This is a genomic window from Serratia montpellierensis, assembly GCF_020858655.1.
Taxonomy (GTDB): domain Bacteria; phylum Pseudomonadota; class Gammaproteobacteria; order Enterobacterales; family Enterobacteriaceae; genus Serratia; species Serratia montpellierensis.
The window spans coordinates 979,651-997,081 of the sequence record NZ_VOSN01000005.1; the positions used below are offsets into that span (position 1 = coordinate 979,651).

Below are 17,431 nucleotides of genomic sequence, written 5' to 3' on the forward strand. Positions count from 1 at the left end.
CTATCTCCATTGATGAATGGCGCCCCTTGCGAGGCCGCCCTTGTGCTCAAGAATGAGCAACGCCCTTTTACTGCTTAAAAACGATATTCCACCCCGCCCTGCACGGTGCGGCCGCGCCCCAGCGTGTTGGCCAGCGTCTCGCCGTAGCTGACGACGTAGGCGCGGTTGGTCAGGTTCTCCACCGAGCCGCGCAGCGTCAGGCTGTCGGTCAGCTTGTAGCTGGCATACAGATCGAACAGGGTGTACTTCGGCCAGTCGGCCAGGTACGGGTAGTTGGACGGCACCGAACTGTCCTGATAGCCCGGCGCGAAGCGCACGGTCACCCCGGCGTCCAGCTTGCGATCGAAAGCGCGGCCGCCCAGCGTGACCGAGCCGCGATCGCCCGGCAGATAGGCGGCCGTGCCGAACTGCGAGCCCCCGTCGCACGTGACGGCATCATTGGACGCGGCATCCGGTTCAACATAGAAGTTGCCGCGGCGCGAACCGTCGCCATAGCGCAGGCGTCCTCCCAGCCAGGCTTTGTTCGAGCAGAACTCGTTTTTGCCGATCATGTGGGTGTAGGTCAGATCGGCGTAGAACACCCCGGCGTCATAGTTGAGCTGGTACTCCAGCCCGCGGAAGCGGGTTTTCGACAGGTTGTTGACGTAAGCGGCATTGCCGATGCTCGGCTGCACCAGCCCCGGTTTATTGCGGTCTATCGCCAGGTTGATGTAGTTATCCACTTTGGTGTCGAAGTAGGCCACCTTGGCCACCAGCCGATCGCCCTCAAACCACAGATCCGGCTGCTGCACGTTGAACCCGACTTCCCAGGCGCGCGAGCGCTCGGGCTGCAGAAACGGGTTGGGGTATTGCGTGGAGGAGCCGTGCGCACTGCCGTTGGTCAGCGTTTCGGTGATCGCCGGCGGCCGCCAGGATTTGCCGTAGGTGGAATACAGCTCCAGCCACTCCACGCCGGGACGCACCGCCACCGCCAGCGTCGGCGACAGCTTGCCCTGATCGCGGTCAACCGCCCAATCTTCGCGGGTGGTGGTTGAACAGCCGGTCAGACGCAGCGCTTTGCAAGGATTGTCAATCGTGTAGCGTTGCCCATCCTTGGCCAAATCCGGATAGCTCAGGCCGGTCTGGCCGCGCAGGCGATAGCGGTCGTAACGCAGCCCGCCCTCCAACGTCAGCCAGCCGTCGTAGTCGTAGGTCAGGTTGGCGAACAGGCTGGCGACCGAACGGTTGCCGGCCGGCGTCACCCCTTCCATGCCTTGGCGAGAAGAGTCGCTGGTCGCCTTGTCGTAATAGAACTCCAACCCGTAGTTGGCGCGGAAGTCATGCCCCGGCGCCAGGCTGAAGCGCGAGGTGTTTTGCGCCTGCGCGCCATAGGTACGCAGCCGGGTACGCGTCGCGTAGCCGTTGTCCAGCAGCGAGCTGGTGCTGTAGGTGTCGCTGTCGTCCTGAGTATCGACGTAATACAGCTTGGCCTGAAAATCGAGCCAGTCGACGCCTTCCGGCGCCAGGCTGTAATCAAACGCCGCGTTGCGCGCCATCACGTCGCTGTAACCGGTGCGCTTCCAGCCCAGCTCATAGGGCGGCCGGGTGCCCAGGTTGGTCAGCGTGCCGGCGATCGGCGACGCGGTCTGGGTCTGCAGATAGCTCAGCTGCAGGCGCTGATTGGCGGGCAGATTCCAGCCCACCTTGGCCAGCCGCGAGTGCATGCGGTAATTTGTGTCGGGGATTTTATTGTTCTTGATGCTCTCGGCGTAGCGATCGTAATTGCCGGTGTCATTATTGATACGAATGTTACCGATATCGCCCTTGTTGCCGGGCCAATAGTCGCCGAGGTGGCGTTCGCTGGCGGCCAGCAGGATATCGCCGGTTTCGTTGCCCAATGCCAGTATGCCGCTGCCGATGAAGTGGGTGCCGTTATCGCCGGTGCTGGCGTGCAGCTTGCCGCCCAGCTCTTTGCCCGGCGCCAGGAAATCGCTCGCGCTGACGGTATTGAAGGTGGCGATGCCGCCGAGCGTGCCGGCGCTGCCCATGCCGCCGGTGGTGCCCTTGTCGATGGTCACGCCGGACAGCAGTTCGGAATCGATGTACATGGTGCCATTACGCTGGCCATGGCCGCTCTTTTGAAAATTCTGCCGCATGCCGTCGATGTTCATGTTCACCCGGCCATAGTCTTGTATGCCGCGGATGTTGACCGACAGCGCCGGATCTTGCTGGCTGACGCTGGAATAGGCTCCCGTAGTCTGCTCCAGAATATCGGCCGCGTGCCGCGCCGGGCGGTTATCCATCTGTTCGCGGCTGATGACGCTGACCGAGCGCGGTTCGTCGTAAACCCAATCGTTGGCGTTGATGCCGCCGGCGCCCAGCACCGTCAGGCTGTCCAGCGCCAGCGCGCCACCGTCGCCGTTTGCCGCTGGCAACCGGCTCAATACGATCTGCCCCTGCGGCTGCAGGCGGAAAGCCACCGGATTGTCGCCAATCAAGCGCCGCAGGCCCTGTTCAACGCTCATGCTGCCGTTCAGCGCCGCCGCCTGCATGCCGTCGAGCTTCACCTCGTCGAAAAATACCTGCATATCGGCCTGCTCGGCGAAGCGCAACATGGCGCTCTGCAGCGGTTGCGCCGCAATGTTGAAATTCTTTTGCTGTGCGGCCTGCGCGCTGCTCGCATCAGCCTGGGCGGCGAGCGCTACCGCCGGCTGAGTCAGCATCATCACCGCCAGCGCGGCGCGTACCGCCGTGGCCAATCGGCCGGCCGGCGTGGTTCCCTTGTGAATAAACATGCGTGTGTGTTCCACCCGAAAGAATGCCAAACTAAGTGATAATGGAAATCAATCTCGTTTAAACATAAGGACGTTCCGGGAGGCAAAAACCCGTAAAGATTTTTTACAGAAAGTGAAAATAGCGGCGAAACGGGCATCCCGGCCCGCCTTTAGCCGCTCAGTAAAGCAATGTGATGCCGGGGAGATTCAGTTGGCGGGCGGAGAGTTCCTGACGAATGGCGCCGACGCCGTCGTCGAGTTTATTGAGCGCGAACACGCCGCTCACCGTGCGCGCTCTTAGCGCGGGATTGACCGCCACGATGCGGGTTTCGCGATAGCGATTGAGCTGCGCGAGCGCCTGCGTCAGCGGTTGGCGGTCGATCACCAGCCAGCCGCGCCGCCAGGCGTCATCGCCGGCCGTTTGCCTCGTCAGCCACAGCAGGCCGCTGCGGTAATGCGCCGCCTGACGTTGCGCGACCACCAGCGAGCGCTCGCCGCGCTCGAGCGTCACCCGCACGCTGTGCTGATGCACGCTGACGTCTACGCCCTGCCCGGTGCGCGCCACGCTGAACTCGGTGCCCAGCGCCTGCGTAACGCCGTTTTCCGCCTCCACCCTGAACGGGCGACGTTCCGCCCCGCCCAGCGGCGCGACGATAAAATAGGCGGTACCGCGCAGCAGCCGCACCTTGCGCTCGTCTGCAGAATACGCCAGCGCGATCGCGCTGCCGCTGTCCAGCGCCACCCGGCTGCCGTCCGGCAGCGCGACTTCGCGCACCTCGCCGCGAACGGTTTGATAATCCGCCTGCAGGCCGATCCACAGATCCGGCCCACGATAAACGCCGAAGGAAACGGCGATCGCCACCGCAGCCGCCACCGCCCAGCGGGGCCATCGATGGCGAGAGGGCGTTTTCAGCGCCGCCACCTGCGGCTGTAACGCCTGCCGCTGCTCTGGCGGCAGCTGCCCCAGCGTCGCCCAAAGCAGGCGAGCCTGACGCAGCGCCGCCGGATGCTGCGGATCATCGGCCAGCCAGGCGTCCAGCGCTTGCCGCCGATCGTCGGGCAGCGCCCCTTCGGCCAGGCATACGGCCCAGGCCGCCGCCTGCTGTCGCACCTGTGCGGTTAGCGGTTTCATGATGACGTAGACCCCTGTTTTTTCTGGTTATAGGTTAAGACGTCTGAGGGCGGATAAACCCGTAAAAAAATTGCCATTATTGTTCGCCCATCCGCGCCATCAGCCGCTCCAGCGCGCTGGCCAAGTGTTTCTCCACCGTGCTGAGCGACACCCCCAGCTGCGTCGCCACCTGCGCCTGGGTCAAGCCATCGAGCCGGTTAAGGCGGAAAATCTGCTGCGTGCGCGGCGGCATGCCCGCCAACGCCTGTTGCAACAGCTGCAGCAGTTGGCCATCGATCGCCCGCTGTTCGAGCGCCGGTTCGCCGGAGGGGTACTGCGCCAGAATGTCGTCTTCTACCGCTTCGGTTTGCCGCCGCTGCTGCTGCCGCAGATGGTCGAGCATCAGATTTTTGGCGGTTTTATACAGGTAGGCCTCGATATCGAGAATATTGCCCTGCGGGTATTGCTCGGTGAGGCGGGTAAAACTTTCCTGCGCCAAATCCGCGGCCAGCTGAGGGTCGCGCAGTTTGGCATTCAAATAGGCTTGCAGCGGCCGCATGTGGCGCAGAAATAGCGCCTGCAACTCGGAATTGGACATCTCTTTTCCCAGAAGTGAAACACCCAATAGGGGCGATAAAAATCACATAAATGATTATCATTATCAATATTGTTCTGGGAAATATGTGCTAAGGCGGGAATAACAGGAAACCGGCCTGACGCCGGTTTCCGCTGGGCTGCAGGTCAGAGCTCTAACGCCTCGTCCTCATAGCGGTGCTTGGCGTCGAGCGCTTCCTGCTCGGTTTCATGTTCACTGAGCAGCGTATTCGGCTCAATGTCGTCGGTGCGCACTTCAAAACGGCGCAGATGCAGACTCGGGTCGCCCCGAAACACCTCTACGACGCGGGCGCTCCGTGGATAAGCAGGTTGATCATTTTCGCGCATGCCGTTCTCCCGTGTGTTTCACACAGTAGCAAGTATAGCAGCCGCCCTCATTCCGACACGCGCGAGCCAAGATCGCGATCGCCGGGGGCGCCCGCCAACAGTTCGGTCAATTCGTCGCAGGCGCAAATGCGGCCTTCACGCACGGTGAAGTGCGCCAGCACCCGCACACGGCTGCAGGAGCCATCGCGCTTTTCCACCTCGACCAGATGGTGGGTCAGCACCGCCTCGCCCTGCGCCGCCGCCGCGATCACGCTCAGCGTCATGCGGCGAGTTTGCCGCTTCAGCAGCGCCATGTGTTGTTCAAACTGTTCGAAGTTCAGCACCTTGCCATCCACCTGCTGGCGGTAGCCTGCGCTGAAACGGGCGGCGAGCTGCGTCGGCCGATGTTCCGGGCTGGCGACAACCTGCTGCAGCGTATCGAGTACCAGATTCAGTGGGGTAAGTTGAGTCATCACGTTTCTCCGAAATAGGGTGAACGGCGATCCTATCTCGGCCAAGCGATGGCATAATAACCACATAAAGACTTTTAATAACGCTAAACGGCCAATATGACGCAGATCCGCAGCCAACGCCTTCAGCATGAAAAAAAACACCTGACGCCCTGGCACCGACACGAAGGCGGCCAGATCTATCTCTTGACGCGCGGCATGCTGGCAATGGAACTCCCGCGCCGGCAATGGGCGATCACCGGCGGTACGCTGGGCTGGCTGCCGCCGGGATGCGCCCATCAGGCGCTGGCCTGCGGCGACGTGGCGGGCTGGAGTTTGTATCTGCCGGTGGAAAGCGTGCCGGAGATGCCGCCGCAGCCGCAGTTGTTCACGGCCTCTGCGCTGTTGCAGGCCCTGGTGGAGCGCATCGCGCAGTTCCCCGCCGGCCCGCTGAGTGCGCCGCAACGGCGGCTACTGCAGGTGCTGCTGGACGAAATGCATGCGGCAAGCCGCGCGCCGTTGCAATTGCCGCTGCCGCAGGACGCCCGGTTGCTGAACATCGCCCGGGCGCTGCTGAACGATCCCGCCAGCCTGCGCAGCCAGCGCGACTGGGCCGCCTGGGCCGGGCTCAGCCCGCGCACCCTGAGCCGCCGCTTTCAGCAGGAAACCGGCATCAGCTTTGCGCTGTGGCGCCAGCAGGCGCGGGTATTGCGTTCACTGGAGGGATTATCACGCGGCGCAGCGGTCGGCGAGGTGGCCGACGCCTGTGGCTATGACAACGTCAGCGCCTATATCGCCGCCTTTCGCCGCCGCTTCGGCATCACGCCCGGGGCGTACTTTGCGCCGGCTCGACAAACGGAATAGGAAAACGGGCGCCCAGCGCCCGACGAGAAGAAAGGGTTACTTCACCGTCTCACGCGGCAGCACCGCGAGGATTTGTTCCACCACCCGCTGTGGATCGGCGGCGCCGTCTATCACGTAATGCGCGGCGTCCTGATACAGCGCTTCGCGCGCCGCCAGCACCTCGAGCATCTCTTCGGCGATCGGCCTGCCGGTGAGCGTCGGGCGCTGCGCATCTTCCGGGTACTCTTCCAACCGCTGCGCCAACACGCTGGCCGGCGCGCGCAGGTAGATAACGGTGCCATGCTGGCGCATAAACTGACGATTCTCTTCCGCCAGGATCGCACCGCCGCCAGTGGCAACTATAGTTGACGGTTTGGTCACGGTTTGCAACGCGATGGTCTCGCGGCGGCGGAACCCCAGCCAGCCCTCGCGCTCGACCATTTCCGCCACGCTCATCTGCGCCGCCTGCTGCATAAACAGATCGGTATCGACGAACTGATAGCCCAACGCCAGCGCCAATGCGCTGCCTACCGTCGTCTTGCCGGCTCCGCGAGCGCCTATCATGAACAGGGTTTGTGTCATTACGGGTTGTCCCTTATGCGGTGACTTGAGTGCATTGCATACCAAAATACCGAGCGGGTGCGATGGCGTGGTGGCAGCATCATACCCTGCCCGCTCTGTATTTCAATATTTACGATAGTGTAAATTCCATAGCACAGCGACTGCCGACGGCAAAGCCGTGCGCCAGATCCTCATCCAGGTGCCGCCGTAAAGCGGTCGTGAGCCGCGCGTCGTCAAGCGGCCGGAATCCCAGCCGCCGGTAGTAAGGCGCATTCCACGGCACCTCGATGAAGGTAGTGAGCGTCAGGCGGCCGGCCCCCTGCCGTTTGGCCTCTTCCGCTACCGCGCCGATCAGGCGACGGCCGACGCCCTGCCGCTGCCAGGTGCCGGCGACCGACAATTCGGCGATGTGCCAATCGTCCCCCTGAACCTGCACGGCGATAAAACCGGCGCACTCGCCGTTGTCGCTTTGCGCCAGCCATTCACGGTGCTCGGCGATAAATGCGGCGTGCTGCTGCGGGGCCATCACCTCGCCTTCGGCGATAAAGCGCCATTCCGGCTGCTGGCGAAACAGCTGCGCCGCCGAACGTTCAACCGCCATCAGATGCACGATATCTTGCTGCTGCGCCAAACGAATCTGCAGGCTCATGGGTTCTCCTTAACGTTGGGGCGGTTATTTAAGCAAATTTCACCGCCCGTGGCTTAGAAATCGATACTGCCGCGCAGCACCACCTCACGCGGTTCCCCCACCGCCACGCGCAAATTACCGCCGCTGGACGGGTAGTAAGTTTTATCAAACAGGTTCTTCACGTTCAGCTGCCATTTCACCCGATAGCCGTTGATCGGCATGGTGTAAGCGGCGAACGCATCGGCAACGGTGTAATTATCCAGGGAGAAACTGTTGGCGGCATCGCCCGGGCGACGGCCCACGTAGCGCGCGCCGGCACCAATACGCACCTCATCGCCGCTGTAGAGGCCCAGGCTGCCCAGGTTCTGGGTCAGGAACAGCGAGGCGGTATGACGCGCCACGTTGGTCATCTCTTTCCCCTTGTTATCCGGATCGTCCACCACGCGGGCGTCGGTATACGCATAGGAACCGATCAGGCTCAGCGAGTCGGTGAGATTACCGGCCACGTCCAGCTCCACGCCCTGCGAACGCACGCGCCCGGCGGTGCGCGTCACGGTTTCGCCCTCCACCAGCTCATTGACCATGACGTTACGCTTGGTGATGTCGAACAGCGCCAAAGTGCCGGTAACGCCGTTCGGCAACGCCAGCTTGCCGCCGACTTCCCACGACTTGCCCTGCTCCGGCGGCAGCGAATCAATTTGGGTGGCGATGGAAGAGTTCGGCTTGAACGACTCGGTATAGCTGCTGTACAGCGACACGTAAGGCGTCAGCTTGTAGACCACCCCGGCGCGCGGCACCAGCTTGCCGTCCGAACTGTCGGTGTTGGTCTGGAACGGCCGCCCCTTGCCGGCATAGACGTCGAAAGCGTCGTAACGCAGCCCGCCCATTACCAGCCATTTATCGGTCAGTTGGATGGAGTCCTGCATAAACCAGCCATAGCTGGTGAGGTTTTCCCGCTGGTCGCTGTCTTTGGCGCTGACCGCGGTCGACGGCGGCATCAGGCCGTATACCGGATGATAGATATTGAAATCGCTGTTCTTTTTACCGCGGATCATGTCGCCGCGGTAGGTACGGTTATCTTCAAAATCGAAGCCGAACAGCATCTGGTGGTTGATGCTGCCCCAATCCACGTCACCATTGAGCGTCAGCTGCACCGCGTTGGCGTGGCTGACAGCATGGGCGGTCGAGTCGGCCTGGCGGCTCAACACGCCGGTCACCGGGTTCAGCGCCGTGGCGCGCGCCTGGTTGTCACTGTAGCTGTTGCGGCTGTAGGCGTAGGTCAGCGAGCTTTTCCAGCGCTCGTTGAGCGTTTGATCGATCTGCAGAGTGACGCTGTCCTGATCGCCGCGGGTGGCGTTATAGGCTTCGTCGAAACGGCGATCGCGCGGCGTATTCACCGGTTTGCCGGTGCGCGAATCGATAATGGTGCCGCGATCGAACGGCACCAGATATTCCATATGCTCGTAAGCCAGCCGCACGGTGGTGTTCTCGCCATACCACATCAGCGAGGGCGCGATCACCGTCTGGCGGTTGCGGCCGAAGTTGCGCCAGTAGTCGGTTTCATCGTGATCGACGATCATGCGATAGGCGAAGCCCGACGTGCCGAGCGGCCCGGTAACGTCGAGCTGGCCGCCGCCGCCGTTGAAGCTGCTGCCCCAGCCTTCCACATGGGTGTGCTGCTGCAACTGGGGTTTTTTGGTGATCATGTTGATCATCCCGCCCGGCTCACCCATGCCGTACAGCATTGAGGCCGGCCCCTTGAGCACCTCTACCCGCTCGGTGGTCGGCGTAAAGTTGCGCGCCTGCACCGAACGCACGCCATCGCGCAGAATAGAGCCGTCGCGGTTGTCGCCAAAGCCGCGTTTCATTACCGCGTCCTGGGTGCCGCCCAGCGTGTTGGCCTGGGTAATGCCGCTGACGTTGTACAGCGCTTCGTCCAGGCTGCTGACCGCCTGATCGGTAATCACCTGTTGCGGCACCACGTCGATCGCCTGCGGCACGTTCAGCAGGTTGGCTTCGCTGCGGGTGCCGGTGACGCTGGTCAATGGTTGATAGCTCTGCACGCCGTCGGCGTCTTTGCGGCCAATCACCACCAGGCTTTCTTCCTTCGACGCGGCTTTTTCCGCCGCCCACGTCGGCGATGTTGCGCAGACCGCCAAAGGCAATGCGCACCACCAGCCGCGCTTGTTGTTATTCATTATCTAACTGACTCCAATAGGTCCCTGAAAAAGGTAACGGCAAAAACTGCTGATACAGCTGTTGGAAGGTCTGCTGCGGGTTAATGTCGGCGAACAGATCCGGGTAAAACGCTTTGGCGAACATCTCGACCAGCACCACGTGGTACGGGCTGAGGTAAAAGTTGTGCCAGACGCTCCAGGCACGGTGATGCTTCACCGCCTGCAGGCTGGCCAGCATCGGCTGCGTGGCGATCAGCCGGCGGAAGCTGTCGGCCGCCTCCTGTGGGCTGACCTGCGGCCCGAGGCGCAGATCGGACAGCCGTTTGCCCTGCGGGCCGGCCATGCCGGTGGCGAGGTACACATCAGGATTGGCGCTCAGAATGGTTTCCGGGTTCAGTTCGCCATACACGCCTTTGACGCTGGCGTTGGCGATGTTGTCGCCGCCGGCGAAGGTCAGCAGATCGCCGAGATTGCCGTGTGCGGCGGTGGTGCAGCAGGTGTCGCGCCGCCCCAGATGCAGGTGCAGCATCACTTTGGGCTTCGGCCCCTGATAGCCCGCCAGCCGTTGCTGAACCACCGCCATATGCTGCTGATAAAACGTGATGAATTGCTCGGCGCGCTGCTGGCGGTTGAGCACTTCGCCCAGCAGCCGCACGCTCGGCACGGTGTTGTTCAGCAGATCGATACGCAGATCGACGTAGATCACCGCCACGCCGGCCTTGTTCAGCGCGGAAACCAGCAGATCGTTGTCGCCGTCTTCACGCGCGTAGCGCGCCAGGATCACCAGATCCGGCTTCAGCTGCAGCAGGCTTTCAATATTGACCTGGCGGAAGTTATTGCCGCTGATCACGGGGATCGCGGCGATCTGCGGGAACTTCTGCGTATAGAGCTGCCAGCTTTGCGCATCGAACCGCGCCAGATCCGCCGGCCAGCCGACGATGCGCTGCGCCGGGTTGCCCGGCTCCAGCAGGGCCAGCGTATACAGCATGCGGCTCTCCCCCACCACGATGCGCTGCGGGTTGTCCGGCACCACGACCTGGCGGCCGGTGATATCGGTCACCGTCTTCGCCTGAGCGGAGAACAGGCTGAACCACAGGGAAAGCAGCAGTAAAATGAGGGAATTGCGCATGATTGAGCCGGCACGGGGGAAATAGTGTGCGCATGATAATCACTCTCATTAGCACTTGCAATCCTGCACGGTGATTGCCAAAAGAAATCCGGTAAATGGCGCCGGGCGCACGGCGAAACATGGCGAAACCGCTAAAAGAGCGGCTTTAAAAAGTTAAAAAAATGGCGGAAAAATCGATTAAATAGGAGGGGGAAACAGCAAAAAAACCGGGAGACCTCCATGACTCAACGCATTATTCCGCTGTCGGAGTGCCCGCAGTTTGTCGACGTGTGCGCCGCCTGGGCCTTCGGCCAGTGGGGTTCACAACGCGGCGGCACGCTGGAACGCACCCAGCTGCGTTTCACCCAATGCAGCCGGCCAAGCGACGATCTCCTGACGCTGATGATGATCGACGGCGATCGCCCGGTGGGCATGGCCAGCCTGTGGCCCAGCGACGATCATCAGCGCCAGGATCTCACCCCGTGGCTGGCCGGCGTTTTCGTACATCCCGACCATCGCCGCCAGGGCATCGCCCATCGCCTGGAGATGGCCATCGTCGAAGCGGCGCGGCAGCGCCATCATTCGGTCTTGCATCTCATCACCGACAAGTCGGAAGCGCTGTATGCCGGCTGGGGTTGGCAAGCTCTGGAGCGCCGGCGACAGCATGACGAAGACGTGGTGGTGATGGCGAAAACGCTGTAGTTAACGCGGCGTACAGACATACACCAGCGCCGGCGGGAAGTTGCGCACCACCCGCAGGCGCTTCCAGTGAAAATAGCGGGACAGCAATTTTTCCGACAGGTGGCTGTATTGGAACAGCACCAGCGTGCCATTGCGCGCCAGCAGCCGCTGCCGGGCCTGCTGAAGAATGCGCACGCTGATCCTGACCGGGATCGACAGCAGCGGCAGGCAGGAAAACACCACATCGTAATCCGTGGCCATTTGGGTCGCCGAATGGGGCATCACCTGCAGCCGCCGATCGTCTATTCCCCGCAGCCGATGCACGAAATGCGGTTGAATTTCGAAAGCCTCCAGCGCCGCATCGGCGCGCATCCGCCCCAGGATGCGTTTGGTCAGTACGCCGTCCGCCGCGCCCAGCTCCGCGATCGACAGCGCACGGGTCCATTCAATCTGGTTCAGCATCGCCTGGCACAGCCACGGGGAAGAAGGCGCCAGCGTACCGACGGTGCGCGGTGAAGCCATAAATTGCTGCAGGTAAGCGAAGTGATTCATCAGTTGCAGCCGGGTCGCATTTAACATTGAGGCCTCCTTGGGTTAAACCCCCAATGTGAGCCGAATTTCTTAAGTAATCATTAACATGATTCCGAAAGCGACAGACACAGTTGTAATAAAATGCGACCTCAGCCACGACGGCACAAAGAAAAACGGTCGTAATAATGACCTGAAAATAAGCCGTTTATGCGCCGACTGTTCAGATAATTATTACGACCGTTTATTTTATTGGCCACGTTGCCGTGGCCAGAGAGTAACAATCAACGCTTAGCGATAAATTTCCGCGTTGCCGCGCCAGTTACTGGAGTCCCCGGGGGTGTCCAGGCCGATAATGCGGTAATGGCTGGCGCCGTCCGCCGCGGCTTTTTCTTTCAGGGCGTGAATGGCGTCATGCGGTGAGCCGCTAATGCCGGAAACCGACACCACGCCGAGGCTTTGCAGATTGGCGGCCTGTTCGCTGTTGACCTGTTTCACCGACGACAGCGGCGCGGCGAAAGTGGAGAAGGAAGCGGCGGCGATCAATACTGTTGCGATGCTTGGGATAAGTTTCATGATTGACTCCAGGTGTTCTTGTTTATTAGCTCGTTGTCAGTGATGTTAATTATCCGCTAGCCAATGAAAACGGACGTCATGCAACGTAAAGAACATCAATCATTGTGAGGAGAATAAGGAGGAAGTGAGAGCGAGTATGTATTTTCAGGCGAGAATGATTTTACAGGCTTCACCTTACCCCTATTTGATGAACAATTAAAGACAGGGCGAAAGAAAGAACGCGTGTCGCCGCTATTTAAGATTTTTTACCCGCCGGGGCGCGCTGAGCTACGCTGATTTTGTGGCTTACCCTTTTAAGGAAGAACGCTTATGTCGCAAAACCTGCTGCGCATGCGTGACGGTCAGGGCGCTTCGGTCTCATTCTCCGAACTGCTGTTCGATCTGATCTACGTTTTCGCCGTGACCCAACTTTCCCACTATCTGTTGCATCACCTGACGTTGACCGGCGCGCTGGAAACCCTGCTGTTGTGGTTCGCCGTCTGGCTGGCCTGGCAATACACCGCCTGGGTCACCAACTGGTTCAATCCCGACACCCGTCAGATCCGCCTGCTGCTGTTCGCTATCATGCTGCTGGGGCTGTTCGCCGCCGCCGCGCTGCCGCAGGCGTTTGGCGAGCGCGGTCTGATCTTCGCGCTGTTCTATGTCGCCATTCAGGTCGGGCGCTCCGTCACGGTGCTGCGCCTGCTGGCGCCCGGCCACCCGTTGAAACGAAACTTTCACCGCATTCTCGGCTGGCTGTGCATCTCCGCCGTCTTCTGGATCGCCGGCGGGCTGGCGGAAGGCAACGCCCGCCTGGCGCTGTGGGCGGTCGCCGTACTATGCGAATACGTCTCGCCGATGTTCGGCTTCCGGCTGCCGATGCTGGGGCGTTCGGACAGCAGCAGCGAATGGACCATCGAGGGGCACCATCTGGCGGAGCGCTGCCAGCTGTTCGTGATCGTGGCGCTAGGGGAAACCATTTTGATCACCGGCGCCACCCTGAGCGAGATGGAAAGCTGGAGCCTGCCGGTGCTCATCGCTTCGCTGGTGGCCTTTCTCGGCAGCCTGGCGATGTGGTGGGTCTACTTCGACACCAGCAGCAAAGCCGGCAGCCACGCCATCAGCCAGGCGGAAAACCCCGGCCAGCTGGGCGCTTATTTTCATTACGTGCACGTCGCGCTGGTGGGGGCGATCATCGTCTGCGCCGTGGCCAACGAGCTGGTGATCGCCCATCCCGACGGCCGCATCCAACACGCCACGGCGGCGGTGTTGCTGCTCGGCCCGGCGCTCTACCTGTTCGCCAACGCGCTGTATAAACGGCTGGTGTATCATCGCTTCCCGCTATCGCACCTGGTGGGGCTGCTGGCGCTGGCGGTATTGGCCCCCATCGCCTATTTAACCGATCTGCTGATGGTCAATGGCCTGACGACGCTGATCATGGTGGTGGTGGCGGCGTGGGAGAGCATCTCGCGCGGCAGAGCACCGCAGCGGCAGGCGGAAGCCTGACACAAACGGGGGCGCTATCGCCCCCGCTGTGAGATTGATGACAAACCTCATGCCATTGCCGGGTTTGCAAAGAGCAGCGGATAAAAAACAAGGAAAATCAATTTATTGATTTTCGGCTGATGACCACAAAGGAGGAAAAACCACGTTTTTTCCTCCTTTGTCAACGGTCTGACGGGGGCGCTATCGCCCCCACTGTCGGTCACTTCAAGGGGTGCGGCAAGGTGAACACCCACAGCTCGCTCAGCGATTCCGGCTGCTCCAGCGGGCGCAACTCGATACGGGCGTCGGTCTTGTCGCCGTCGAGGCTCAGCCGCCCTTCTTTCTCCAGCTGATAATCACCGATTTTCTTGCTCTTTGGCGATGCGTCCACCAGCTTGGCCTGCAGGCCGAAATCGTTGTCATTGATCACCGCCAGCGTGCGATCGTCGATCAGCGCCAACCCTTCCGCTTTCTCCTGGCGCCAGCCCAACTGGCGCAAATCCGCCACTTCCCGTTTCTGCGCCAGCTTCACGCCGCGCTTAGCGAGATCTTTCGCGTCGTCGAACTCCAGCGCTTTACCCTGGCCGTCAAACGCGCTCAGATCGCTGGCCTGCGCGAGATCCACCAGATAGATCTTGTTGATCATCGTCTTATCTTTACCGGTTCCCTGTTCAATCAACAGGATGCGCTGATTGTCCAACGCCACCACATCGCCAATCTTGGCGTCTTTGGCTTTTTTATAACTGTCGATATCGATGGGATAGCCGTACATGGCGGTTTTGCCACTGCGCGGATCGAAACTCACCAGCCGGGTAAACTGCGCCTTGTTTTTGCTTTTGCCATCGACATCCAGCGTGCTCTGCACCGCCGCCAGAATGCGCCCATCCGGCATCCGGGTCAGCCCCTCAAAACCGCGGTTAGGCTGGCGCCATTTCAAGATGTTCGGTAACCCGCTCGCCACCGCCTGCTCACCGGCCTGCGGCGTTGGGCCGTATTTGGCGAGAATTTTACCTTTGCCATCAACATGTATCAGAAACGGGCCGTACTCATCGCACAGCCAATAGCCACCGTTGCCGTCACCGGTAATGCCTTCGGTATCCAACCCGCGGCGATCGCCGGACAGCGGCTGCAACACGTCATTCAACGCCACTTCATTTGTGGAGCCAATTAGCTCGCTCGGCAGCGGCAGCCCGCTAATCGGCCCTTTTTCGTCATGCAAGGGCCGTGCATTCTCGGCCACGGCCTTGCCGCCGCCGATACGAATGTCCATCAACAGAGGCACGAATTGCGGATTGGCGAAAATCTTGGCCTCCTGCTTGCCCACCGCAGGGGCATCGGCATTCGGGCCGCGATCGGTCAGCGTCGTCAATACCAGAGCGTCGCCCTGTTTGCTATTGAACGTTAGCCCGGAGCCGATCCCCACCGGCAGCCCCTGCGGGAAATTCTTGGCGAACGCCCCCTGATAGGCGACGTGTTCCCCGCCGGGGAAGCCGACCACATAACGCGCCACCTCAATATCTGCAGCGTAGGTGAATACAGGAAACAGTGAAGCCAACAGCAGGGAGAGCGATTTTATTTTCATGGTTTTTACCCGAGGTTGAATGAAGCGTTATCAGGCAGACGAAGATATTAATTTAGCATGACACTGAGATGACAACAGGCAATTCGTCAAATGTGAAATAGACAATAGGTTGGCTGGCAAATAGAAATTAGCAATTAACCTGGGGATATTGAATGGAGAAAACCACTGGAAAAAATCGCCCGAAAATAGCCCGCCATTTCGCTTAGGGTAAATTCTTATGGCAAAGATAAAAAAATCGGCAAACGCGCGCCAGCACGGCAAAAAACGGTGTTTTTCTCATAGACAAAATAAAATACCGGGGATTTAATACCGCCGTTATTCAAGGTGCATTAAGAAAATTCTATAGAATATCTGCATGAACTGAAAAAGCTGTTCTATAGTTTTTAGTGCTAACGCCCGTTAGTCAATTCCGCAGGATGGAATCTATGTCAAAGCGACTTTTTGCTGAATTTTTTGGCACATTTTGGTTGGTGTTTGGTGGTTGTGGTAGCGCAGTATTAGCAGCGGCATTCCCACAACTGGGTATTGGTTTCCTCGGCGTCGCGCTCGCTTTCGGTCTGACCGTGGTGACGATGGCCTATGCCGTCGGCCATATTTCCGGCGGGCACTTTAACCCGGCGATCACCGTCGGCTTATTCGCCGGCGGCCGTTTCGCGGCGAAAGACGTGATCCCTTACGTGATCGCACAGGTGATCGGCGGTATCGCCGCAGCGGCGGTGCTGTATCTGATCGCCAGCGGCAAAGCCGGTTTCGACGCCACCACAGGCGGTTTCGCCTCCAACGGTTACGGCGAACACTCACCGGGCGGTTATTCTCTGCAATCAGCCATCGTGATTGAGCTGGTGCTGACGGCCTTCTTCCTGATCGTTATCCATGGCGTAACCGACAAGCGCGCGCCGGCAGGCTTTGCCCCGCTGGCGATCGGCTTGACGCTGACCCTGATCCACCTGATCAGCATCCCGGTGACCAACACCTCCGTCAACCCGGCGCGCAGCACCGGCGTAGCGATCTTCCAGGGCACCTGGGCGCTGCAGCAGCTGTGGGTATTCTGGCTGGTGCCGCTGGTCGGCGGCATTATCGGCGGCCTGATCTACCGCTGCCTGCTGGAAGACAAAAAATAAGCGTATCGCAGTCGATCGCGTTTCACGGGGCAGCCTTCATCGGCTGCCCCGTTGCTTTCAGCCTTTCGTCACTTCAAACATCATGATATCGCTGGTAAAGGAGCCGTCCGGCTGAATGGCGAAGTGCGCTGCCACCTCTTCCGACACGCTTTGCTGCAGCGCGCGGATCGCGGTAACGAAATGCGCCGGCGTGCGCATGCGCGCCACCCAGCTGCCGAACTCCAGCATCAACCGATCCGACGTCACCTCGCGCACCACCAGCCCGGCTTCGGTCAATAACGCCAGCCACTCACCCGGCGCATAGTTGCGCACGTGTGAGGTGTCGCGCAGCACTTCCACGGTTTGCAGGTAGATATCCAGCAGCGGATGCCCCGGCGAGACCACGTCCATGAAGATCGCCCTGCCGCCCGGCTTGAGTACCCGCCTGACCTCACGCAGCGCCTGGCCGACATCGTGCCAGTGGTGCGCCGAATAGCGGCTGATGACCAGATCGAAGCTGGCGTCCTCAAAGGGTAAAGACTCCGCCACGCCCTGCTGCGGCTGAATGTTGCCCAGGCCTTTTTCCGCCGCCGCCTGCTTCACCACCGCCAACATTTGCGCCGACAGATCGTAGGCCACCACCTGCGCCACCCTGGCCGCCGCCGTGAAGCTGGCGTGCCCGGCGCCGCAGCCCAGATCGAGCAGGCGTGCGTCGGCATACGGCGCCAGTAACTGCGCGAGACGTTGCAAATCCTTGCCCTGCGCATGCACCGCACTGCTCAAATAGGCGTTGGCCTGCTCGCCGAACTGCCGGTCTACCGCGTTTTTATGGCTGTTGCTGTTGCTCATGTTTGCTCCTGTTATTATCCGGCTTGCGCCTGTGCCTGAAGGCTTTTGGCTACTATAATCAGGCTACTATACGGGTACAATATGAGCAGTTATCCTGGTA

The 17,431-nt window shown here is 60.7% G+C and carries 17 protein-coding genes; 4 read left to right on the forward strand and 13 right to left on the reverse strand.

The genetic code is table 11. The annotated features are described in order from the left end of the window. Positions 1-74 precede the first annotated feature (74 nt). From FUU19_RS10105 to FUU19_RS10125, 5 genes are all read right to left on the reverse strand, one after another. Complete coding sequence (locus FUU19_RS10105) at positions 75-2,774, reverse strand: TonB-dependent receptor (RefSeq protein WP_230490058.1); 2,700 nt, start codon at positions 2,772-2,774, stop codon at positions 75-77. Positions 2,775-2,931: 157 nt separating this feature from the next. Next, on the reverse strand, positions 2,932-3,885 hold the full coding sequence (locus FUU19_RS10110; RefSeq protein ID WP_141970718.1) for a FecR family protein: 954 nt from the start codon (positions 3,883-3,885) through the stop codon (positions 2,932-2,934). A gap of 76 nt (positions 3,886-3,961) precedes the next feature. Beyond that, on the reverse strand, positions 3,962-4,462 hold the full coding sequence (locus FUU19_RS10115) for an RNA polymerase sigma factor (RefSeq protein ID WP_033642035.1): 501 nt from the start codon (positions 4,460-4,462) through the stop codon (positions 3,962-3,964). A 143-nt stretch (positions 4,463-4,605) separates the two neighbouring features. Beyond that, positions 4,606-4,806, reverse strand: coding sequence for a YaiA family protein (locus tag FUU19_RS10120; RefSeq protein ID WP_046688340.1), 201 nt, complete (start codon positions 4,804-4,806; stop codon positions 4,606-4,608). A gap of 47 nt (positions 4,807-4,853) precedes the next feature. Further along, a complete protein-coding gene (locus FUU19_RS10125) occupies positions 4,854-5,258 on the reverse strand; it encodes a nuclear transport factor 2 family protein (RefSeq protein WP_141970720.1) in 405 nt (134 codons plus the stop codon). Between the two features lie 96 nt (positions 5,259-5,354). Between FUU19_RS10125 and FUU19_RS10130 the strand changes: the two genes are divergently transcribed. After that, positions 5,355-6,098, forward strand: a complete 744-nt coding sequence (locus tag FUU19_RS10130; protein WP_230507119.1) for a helix-turn-helix domain-containing protein — start codon at positions 5,355-5,357, stop codon at positions 6,096-6,098. Between the two features lie 36 nt (positions 6,099-6,134). Here FUU19_RS10130 and aroL read toward each other — a convergent pair whose 3' ends face one another. The 4 genes from aroL to FUU19_RS10150 all read right to left on the reverse strand — a co-directional run bounded on the left by aroL (position 6,135) and on the right by FUU19_RS10150 (position 10,572). Beyond that, the gene (gene aroL, locus FUU19_RS10135; protein WP_033637260.1) at positions 6,135-6,659 is read right to left on the reverse strand and encodes a shikimate kinase AroL; all 525 of its coding nucleotides are present in this window, start codon (positions 6,657-6,659) and stop codon (positions 6,135-6,137) included. A 109-nt stretch (positions 6,660-6,768) separates the two neighbouring features. After that, complete coding sequence (locus FUU19_RS10140; protein WP_089194342.1) at positions 6,769-7,287, reverse strand: GNAT family N-acetyltransferase; 519 nt, start codon at positions 7,285-7,287, stop codon at positions 6,769-6,771. Positions 7,288-7,340: 53 nt separating this feature from the next. After that, the gene (locus tag FUU19_RS10145; RefSeq protein ID WP_141970724.1) at positions 7,341-9,464 is read right to left on the reverse strand and encodes a TonB-dependent siderophore receptor; all 2,124 of its coding nucleotides are present in this window, start codon (positions 9,462-9,464) and stop codon (positions 7,341-7,343) included. Then, positions 9,457-10,572: an ABC transporter substrate-binding protein gene (locus tag FUU19_RS10150; protein ID WP_197833107.1), complete on the reverse strand. Its 1,116-nt coding sequence runs from the start codon at positions 10,570-10,572 to the stop codon at positions 9,457-9,459. Before FUU19_RS10150 ends, FUU19_RS10145 begins: the two co-directional genes overlap by 8 nt. Positions 10,573-10,791: 219 nt before the next feature. Here FUU19_RS10150 and FUU19_RS10155 point away from each other — a divergent pair, with 219 nt between their 5' ends. Next, complete coding sequence (locus FUU19_RS10155) at positions 10,792-11,253, forward strand: GNAT family N-acetyltransferase (protein ID WP_225529293.1); 462 nt, start codon at positions 10,792-10,794, stop codon at positions 11,251-11,253. On the opposite strand, the gene FUU19_RS10160 is transcribed toward FUU19_RS10155, so the two are convergent. Together FUU19_RS10160 and FUU19_RS10165 are read right to left on the reverse strand one after the other, a co-directional pair. Beyond that, positions 11,254-11,811 (reverse strand): class I SAM-dependent methyltransferase, encoded by a 558-nt coding sequence (locus tag FUU19_RS10160; RefSeq protein WP_025301715.1) that lies wholly within the window; start codon positions 11,809-11,811, stop codon positions 11,254-11,256. Positions 11,812-12,051: 240 nt separating this feature from the next. Further along, positions 12,052-12,336 (reverse strand): YdgH/BhsA/McbA-like domain containing protein, encoded by a 285-nt coding sequence (locus tag FUU19_RS10165; RefSeq protein WP_230490056.1) that lies wholly within the window; start codon positions 12,334-12,336, stop codon positions 12,052-12,054. A 309-nt stretch (positions 12,337-12,645) separates the two neighbouring features. Here FUU19_RS10165 and FUU19_RS10170 point away from each other — a divergent pair, with 309 nt between their 5' ends. Then, positions 12,646-13,821, forward strand: a complete 1,176-nt coding sequence (locus tag FUU19_RS10170) for a low temperature requirement protein A (RefSeq protein WP_230490055.1) — start codon at positions 12,646-12,648, stop codon at positions 13,819-13,821. A 199-nt stretch (positions 13,822-14,020) separates the two neighbouring features. Here the strand turns inward: FUU19_RS10170 and FUU19_RS10175 are convergent, their stop codons facing one another. Continuing rightward, the gene (locus tag FUU19_RS10175; RefSeq protein ID WP_230490054.1) at positions 14,021-15,382 is read right to left on the reverse strand and encodes an esterase-like activity of phytase family protein; all 1,362 of its coding nucleotides are present in this window, start codon (positions 15,380-15,382) and stop codon (positions 14,021-14,023) included. A 425-nt stretch (positions 15,383-15,807) separates the two neighbouring features. Here FUU19_RS10175 and aqpZ point away from each other — a divergent pair, with 425 nt between their 5' ends. Continuing rightward, the gene (aqpZ, locus tag FUU19_RS10180; protein WP_033647364.1) at positions 15,808-16,503 is read left to right on the forward strand and encodes an aquaporin Z; all 696 of its coding nucleotides are present in this window, start codon (positions 15,808-15,810) and stop codon (positions 16,501-16,503) included. A 57-nt stretch (positions 16,504-16,560) separates the two neighbouring features. On the opposite strand, the gene FUU19_RS10185 is transcribed toward aqpZ, so the two are convergent. Further along, positions 16,561-17,331 (reverse strand): class I SAM-dependent methyltransferase, encoded by a 771-nt coding sequence (locus FUU19_RS10185; RefSeq protein WP_141970737.1) that lies wholly within the window; start codon positions 17,329-17,331, stop codon positions 16,561-16,563. Positions 17,332-17,431 lie beyond the last annotated feature (100 nt).

What these genes read in the sequence shown, in the direction of transcription:
- FUU19_RS10105 (WP_230490058.1), bottom strand. Translation starts at nt 2,774, where the DNA reads ATGTTTATTCACAAGGGAACCACGCCGGCCGGCCGATTGGCCACGGCG.
- FUU19_RS10110 (WP_141970718.1), bottom strand. Translation starts at nt 3,885, where the DNA reads ATGAAACCGCTAACCGCACAGGTGCGACAGCAGGCGGCGGCCTGGGCC.
- FUU19_RS10115 (WP_033642035.1), bottom strand. Translation starts at nt 4,462, where the DNA reads ATGTCCAATTCCGAGTTGCAGGCGCTATTTCTGCGCCACATGCGGCCG.
- FUU19_RS10120 (WP_046688340.1), bottom strand. Translation starts at nt 4,806, where the DNA reads ATGCGCGAAAATGATCAACCTGCTTATCCACGGAGCGCCCGCGTCGTA.
- FUU19_RS10125 (WP_141970720.1), bottom strand. Translation starts at nt 5,258, where the DNA reads ATGACTCAACTTACCCCACTGAATCTGGTACTCGATACGCTGCAGCAG.
- FUU19_RS10130 (WP_230507119.1), top strand. Translation starts at nt 5,355, where the DNA reads ATGACGCAGATCCGCAGCCAACGCCTTCAGCATGAAAAAAAACACCTG.
- aroL (WP_033637260.1), bottom strand. Translation starts at nt 6,659, where the DNA reads ATGACACAAACCCTGTTCATGATAGGCGCTCGCGGAGCCGGCAAGACG.
- FUU19_RS10140 (WP_089194342.1), bottom strand. Translation starts at nt 7,287, where the DNA reads ATGAGCCTGCAGATTCGTTTGGCGCAGCAGCAAGATATCGTGCATCTG.
- FUU19_RS10145 (WP_141970724.1), bottom strand. Translation starts at nt 9,464, where the DNA reads ATGAATAACAACAAGCGCGGCTGGTGGTGCGCATTGCCTTTGGCGGTC.
- FUU19_RS10150 (WP_197833107.1), bottom strand. Translation starts at nt 10,572, where the DNA reads ATGCGCAATTCCCTCATTTTACTGCTGCTTTCCCTGTGGTTCAGCCTG.
- FUU19_RS10155 (WP_225529293.1), top strand. Translation starts at nt 10,792, where the DNA reads ATGACTCAACGCATTATTCCGCTGTCGGAGTGCCCGCAGTTTGTCGAC.
- FUU19_RS10160 (WP_025301715.1), bottom strand. Translation starts at nt 11,811, where the DNA reads ATGTTAAATGCGACCCGGCTGCAACTGATGAATCACTTCGCTTACCTG.
- FUU19_RS10165 (WP_230490056.1), bottom strand. Translation starts at nt 12,336, where the DNA reads ATGAAACTTATCCCAAGCATCGCAACAGTATTGATCGCCGCCGCTTCC.
- FUU19_RS10170 (WP_230490055.1), top strand. Translation starts at nt 12,646, where the DNA reads ATGTCGCAAAACCTGCTGCGCATGCGTGACGGTCAGGGCGCTTCGGTC.
- FUU19_RS10175 (WP_230490054.1), bottom strand. Translation starts at nt 15,382, where the DNA reads ATGAAAATAAAATCGCTCTCCCTGCTGTTGGCTTCACTGTTTCCTGTA.
- aqpZ (WP_033647364.1), top strand. Translation starts at nt 15,808, where the DNA reads ATGTCAAAGCGACTTTTTGCTGAATTTTTTGGCACATTTTGGTTGGTG.
- FUU19_RS10185 (WP_141970737.1), bottom strand. Translation starts at nt 17,331, where the DNA reads ATGAGCAACAGCAACAGCCATAAAAACGCGGTAGACCGGCAGTTCGGC.